Here is a 5495-nt window from a genome sequence, read left to right as displayed (position 1 = left end):
AAAAAATTATTACTAAGCTTGCAATTCTTTCAATTCTTTTAATTTTACAGGCACAATTACTGCTGCAGCAAAAACTTCCTGCACAAAAGACTTTATAAAAGGTAATATTACAGACAAAACAAGCGCAGTCAGAGAAGCAAACGGTGAAGAAGGAATATGGCTTTCTACAAAGGCTCTCGAATTTGCACTTGAAAATAAACAGTATATCGGAACCGACCGTGATTTAGACGGACTTGTAATTTCTGCAATTCTTTCCATTCCTGCAGATTATTTTTCAAAGGCACCTCAGCAGGCTGCCGTCCTAATGAAATATTTTATAGAAATTTTTAAGGATTTTAATGACAGCAGCACGGTTCAGATTGCCGTTCTTCAGAAAATTGCAGCAATAAAAGACAAGACTGATATTAAAAACTTCACTGCAATTTTGAATGAATATATACAAAACGTGAACCCGGGCTCTGATTCAAGCGTAATCAAGGCTGTTATAAATACTCTTGAAATTACAGGAAACAGAGACTCTTTTGTAATCCTTTACAATCTCTGGAACAACAAGCGTTTTTCAGCCTTTTATGAGGATATAGAAAAGCCCTTATAAATCTTTCTGTCTTTTTCGGTTAATGAGATTATTCAGATTATCCGCTCAAAAGATATTACTCAAACCTGTAAGGTTTTTGCGCTAACACAAAAAAATTCAAAAATTTCTAAAAATTTACTCTGTGAGATTTCCGAAATTTCATTGTCTGAGACTATATTATTAGTAGACAGTGCTTCTAAATTCACAAATGAAGTGGATAACTTGCAGAGTCAGTGTCTTTCAATTCTTGAAGAAAACAAGTGGACAAGAGCCTCTTCCATTGCAATTGATTATCTTCGTTTCTGTAAAAAAATGTTTGATAACGGTGTAATTAAGGAAGAGTATTTTTCACGGGTAATTTCTTCAATGGCTGAGATTTCACCGATTGAATCTGTAAATACCCTTTGTGCGCTTTTGGAAGAATTTAACAACAAAAAAGAAAAGGATGAAAAACTTTCAATTTCTGTTGTTAAGGCTGTCATTAATACATTAGGCGCCATCGGAAATAAAACAGCCTTTGACTATCTTCTGGCTGTAACTTACTTAAGTTACCCGGATGAAGTTTTGTCAGCTGCCCGGGAGGCGCTGGCAGGACTTAGATGGCAGTAAGACTATTTATAAAACTATTAGATAAACCCTTTTTATCAGCAGTATTACTCTGCATTTTTATCTTTTATTCCGGTCTATTTAATATTCCGGAAAGAAATCCTCCTAAACAGCTTGTAAAGGCAGAACAAATAAACTTTATAGAAGGAATGCTGATCAATTCCCCTGCAAAAACACAGAGTGGAAAATACTATGTCGGGAAATTAGAGCTTTCAAAAGCCGGAGTTAATAGTGGCAGCAAAAGCCTTATCTCCTCTTCTAAAGGCATTATTAACGTATTAATTCCTTCTTCCATGGCAGAAGCCTTCTTCCCAGGAAAGTTATATTCAGCAGCCACAGGAAAAGGAGCTTATTTATACGAAAGCGGCGCCCAATATACTTTTACAGGAAACTTTCTTGAAGGTGCCGCAGAAAGCTTTCTTGTAAAAACATGTCTGGATTGCCGCTGGAAGGATAGTCTTTTTGGAAAAATTGATTATTTTCGTGCTCTTTGCCGCCTTCAATTTAAAAGACTAATGTATGCCTGGAATGCTGCCGGTGGACTTTTACTGGCCCTTTTGTGCGGTTCCAGAGAATATTTAGAAGGCTCTCTATATTCAAATTTTAAGAACGCAGGCCTGTCACATATTATAGCCCTTTCCGGCATGCACCTTTCAATGTTCAGTGCCATTGCCTTATTTTTTGGAAGCCGTTTTGGACGTAAAAAGTTCACCTTTATAATCCGCCTTACAGCCCTCATCATATTTGTATGGTTTGCAGGATTTTCCCCCTCCTTATTGCGTGCCTTTATCTGCAGCATGCTGCTATTATTTGCCGCTATAGCAGGGGTAAAAGAACCTGATATGCTTATGATTTTATCATTTTCTTTCCTGCTTCAATGTATAATTTCCCCTTCAGATTTACAGAATGCAGGTTTTATGCTTTCTTACGGAGCTCTGGCTGGAATCCTTATCACAAGCCGCTATCTTACAAAGCTCCTTATGCGGCTCTTTCCTTCATATTTTTCACTTTCTCTTTCTGCTTCCTGTGGTGCTCAGATTTTTACAGCGCCTCTTTCCCTAAAGTTATTCGGAAGCTTTTCTCCCATAGGAGTAATTGCAACAGTTTTTGTTTCACCCTTAATTACAATTTTTATTTATTCAGGCCTTACTTTTATTATTCTTAGTCTGTTTTTTCCGCCTTTGTCTTCATATAGTGCAATTTTTTTAACGATTGAGTATAATTTTATAAAGATAATTACAGGAGCATTTTCAAAGGCTCCTCTTGTTAATTTTGGAGAATAAATTTGAAGTGTCCTGATTATAACTCATCATCTGAATTGAAAAACCTTCTTGACTCAAAGGGCTTTTCCATGCAAAAGAAATTCGGACAGAATTTTTTGATTAATGAAGCTGCCCGAAAAAAGCTGATTGATGCCCTTGATATTGATGAAAAGTCAAAAGTCTGGGAAGTTGGACCGGGACTTGGAGCTATGACTTCGGAAATTTTGAACAGGGGAGCAGACCTTACCTGTTTTGAAATTGACCACGGTTTTGCTAAACTTGTAAGTGAGTTTTTTGATGAGGAAGCAAAGAACGGGAAATTCCACCTTGTAGAAGGAGATGTTCTTAAAACCTGGAAAAAGCACCTGGACGAAACAGGCTCCCTTCCAGACAGATTTTTTGGAAATCTTCCCTATAATATTGCCGCATCAATTATCGCAGACACAATTGAAAATGATATCCGTTTTGAAAAATGTGTTTTTACAGTTCAAAAGGAAGTTGCCCAGCGTATGTGCGCAAAACCTGGCAGCGAGGATTATTCTTCATTTTCAGTTTTGTGCCAGTGGGCTTATGATGTAAAAGCCCTTATGGATTTAGGCGGAGCAAATTTCTGGCCAAAGCCAAATGTAGATTCCCGTTCAGTTCTTTTTACTAAGAAAGAGGACTTTCCCCGCTGTAAAGATGCTAAGCTTTTTGTAAAAATGCAAAGAGCCCTTTTTTCATCAAGAAGAAAGAATGTAAGAAACAACCTGACTGCCTTTTTAAGTAACGGCGACTTATGTGCCCAGGCTCTTGAAAAAGCAGGGATTGATGCTCAGAAACGTGCAGAAGTTCTTACTCTTGAAGAGACCCTCCGTCTTTCTGATGTGCTTAGCCAGCTTGGAGTAAAAAAATGATCGTAAATATTGCAGAAAATCTAAAAGTAATTAAGCAGAAAATAAGTGAAGCAGAAAAACGTGCCGGTCGAGAAGCAGGAAGCGTTAAACTTATGGCGGTCAGCAAATTTCATCCGTCAGAAGATGTAATTTCAGCAATCGGGGCAGGGCAGTTCCTCTTTGGAGAAAACCGCGTTCAGGAAGCCTTTGAAAAATTTTCTCCGATAATCGAAACACATCCCCAGATAGAACTTCACATGATTGGAGTTTTACAGTCCAACAAGGTAAAAAATGCAGTAAAAGTTGCTTCCTGTATTGAATCTGTAGACAGACTTTCACTTTTAGATGAAATTGAAAAACAATGCGCAAAAATTAATAAACAAATCAAAGTACTTTTTGAATTTCACACAGGTGAAGAATCAAAATCTGGTTTTGAAACTGAAGAAGAACTTGAACAGGCTTTGACTGCAATAAAAGAAGGAAAATATCCCCACATAATTCCAGCAGGCTTTATGACAATGGCGCCTTTTACAGATGATAAAGAAAGGGTAAGAAAATCCTTTATCCTGCTGAGAGAGCTTTCAAAGCGCATGAAAGAAAAATACCCTCAGTTTGAAATGAAGGAACTTTCTATGGGAATGTCTGGCGATTTTGAAATTGCAATCGAAGAAGGTTCAACCCTTGTGCGGGTAGGAACTGCAATTTTTGGAGAAAGAGATTACTCAAAATAATGAAAAAAAAAGGTCTTTTAAAACTATTTGCCATAATTTTCTGCTTTACTCTATCTGCACAGCTTTTCGGCGCTGATACAACGCCAGAGCCCTATCATGACAATGAGTTTCCGCAAGTTTTAAAAGACATAAGACGCTTTGAAATCATTACTCTTGGTGCTCTTCCATTTGTTACTTTGCAGACAACCCTTGGCTATTCCTGCTATAAATACGTTCAGAATGATTTTTCAAGTGCTTATTTTCCAAACCCTTTTGCAGCATCCTCTTATTCTCAGGATGAACAGATAGGACTTCTTTTTACTTCACTTGGAATCTGTGTCGGAATTGGAATTACAGACTTAATCATTCAGCTTGTAAAACGCTCAAATGCAAAAAAAAGGGCAGGAATCATGGATTCAGATTTAATGATTACTCCTGTTGAAAATAAAAAAGGCCCGATTCCGCCGGAAGGTGGCTTTCCTCATAATCCTGAAAGTGAAGCAGTTCCTAATCCTCCTGATTTTGATGAAAATGGGGTTGAATTAATTAATGAAGTTATAAAAACTGATTTGGGAGCAGACTAATGCCATTTTTCAGTGCTAAGGTTCCTTCAGATTATTCAAAATCTGAAAGACTAGATAAATACATCGCCTCACTTCCAAACGGAATGAACCGCTCAAAGTTAAAAAGCGGAGTTACAGAAATCCTTATAAATGGTAAAAAAGTAAAAATCAGCCAGAAGGTAAAGGCAAACGACCAGATAGACATTCAGTGGGAAGATAATATTCCAGACAACATTGAACCAGAAAATATTCCCCTTGATATTGTTTACGAAGATGACAACGTAACTGTTGTAAACAAAGCCCAGGGAATGGTAACACATCCTGCCTGCGGAAACTGGACAGGAACCCTTGTAAATGCCCTTTTATACCACTGGGGAAGAACCTCAATTGAACAGCTAAAAGAGGGAAGCGATGCTGAAATTCTGGAACGCCGCCGTCCGGGTATTGTTCACCGTCTTGATAAAGAAACCAGTGGCCTTATCATAACCGCAAAAAACAGGGATAGCGAAGAATGGCTTCAAAAGCAGTTTAAAGACAAAACCTTACAAAAAGAATATATCTGTATCTGTACCGGACGCCCCAAGGCTATGAAAGGCGATATCAGAACCCAGATTATCCGCGACCCGAAAAACCGCCACCGTTTTAAGGCTGTTGAAAATACTGATGAAGGAAAATTTGCAAGAACTATCTACCACTGCCTTGCTACTTACGGAAATTATTCCCTTATGAGAGTCCGCATTAAAACAGGACGAACTCATCAGATTCGTGTTCACATGAAGTTTTTAGGCTGTCCGATCCTTGGAGATGCCACTTACAATAAGCCATGCCCTGACTTCCCGGACGCTACTCTTATGCTTCATTCCTGCAAGCTTAAGATCCATCTTCCAGGTTCAGATAGTCTTACA

General features: G+C 38.1%; 7 protein-coding genes. All 7 read left to right on the top strand.

Features of this window, described 5'->3' with window-relative positions; all coding sequences use genetic code 11:
• Nucleotides 1–304: 304 nt before the first annotated feature.
• On the top strand, nucleotides 305–595 hold the full coding sequence (locus MSI_RS12790) for a hypothetical protein (RefSeq protein ID WP_009107780.1): 291 nt from the start codon (nucleotides 305–307) through the stop codon (nucleotides 593–595).
• Nucleotides 596–787: 192 nt separating this feature from the next.
• Complete coding sequence (locus MSI_RS12785; RefSeq protein WP_192807773.1) at nucleotides 788–1183, top strand: HEAT repeat domain-containing protein; 396 nt, start codon at nucleotides 788–790, stop codon at nucleotides 1181–1183.
• A 146-nt stretch (nucleotides 1184–1329) separates the two neighbouring features.
• On the top strand, nucleotides 1330–2463 hold the full coding sequence (locus tag MSI_RS14195) for a ComEC/Rec2 family competence protein (protein ID WP_192807772.1): 1134 nt from the start codon (nucleotides 1330–1332) through the stop codon (nucleotides 2461–2463).
• Nucleotides 2464–2465: 2 nt separating this feature from the next.
• Nucleotides 2466–3338 carry a 16S rRNA (adenine(1518)-N(6)/adenine(1519)-N(6))-dimethyltransferase RsmA gene (gene rsmA, locus MSI_RS12775; RefSeq protein ID WP_009107777.1) on the top strand — a complete coding sequence of 291 codons (873 nt, stop codon included), beginning with the start codon at nucleotides 2466–2468 and terminating at the stop codon, nucleotides 3336–3338.
• A complete protein-coding gene (locus tag MSI_RS12770; RefSeq protein WP_009107776.1) occupies nucleotides 3335–4048 on the top strand; it encodes a YggS family pyridoxal phosphate-dependent enzyme in 714 nt (237 codons plus the stop codon). Before rsmA ends, MSI_RS12770 begins: the two co-directional genes overlap by 4 nt.
• Nucleotides 4048–4611, top strand: a complete 564-nt coding sequence (locus MSI_RS12765) for a hypothetical protein (protein ID WP_009107775.1) — start codon at nucleotides 4048–4050, stop codon at nucleotides 4609–4611. The genes MSI_RS12770 and MSI_RS12765 overlap by 1 nt, the downstream gene beginning before the upstream one ends.
• Nucleotides 4611–5495, top strand: an 885-nt coding sequence (locus tag MSI_RS12760; protein WP_039924964.1) for an RluA family pseudouridine synthase, incomplete at its 3' end; no start/stop codon positions are given. The genes MSI_RS12765 and MSI_RS12760, both read left to right, overlap by 1 nt.

Source organism: Treponema sp. JC4 (assembly GCF_000260795.1).
Lineage (GTDB): Bacteria > Spirochaetota > Spirochaetia > Treponematales > Treponemataceae > Treponema_D.
Note: the sequence above shows the minus strand (reverse complement) of the source record. Positions and strands in the feature narration are given on the sequence as shown.

Coding starts and splice junctions, on each gene's coding strand:
- MSI_RS12790 (WP_009107780.1), top strand. CDS start 305: ATGAAATATTTTATAGAAATTTTTAAGGATTTTAATGACAGCAGCACG.
- MSI_RS14195 (WP_192807772.1), top strand. CDS start 1,330: ATGCTGATCAATTCCCCTGCAAAAACACAGAGTGGAAAATACTATGTC.
- MSI_RS12770 (WP_009107776.1), top strand. CDS start 3,335: ATGATCGTAAATATTGCAGAAAATCTAAAAGTAATTAAGCAGAAAATA.
- MSI_RS12765 (WP_009107775.1), top strand. CDS start 4,048: ATGAAAAAAAAAGGTCTTTTAAAACTATTTGCCATAATTTTCTGCTTT.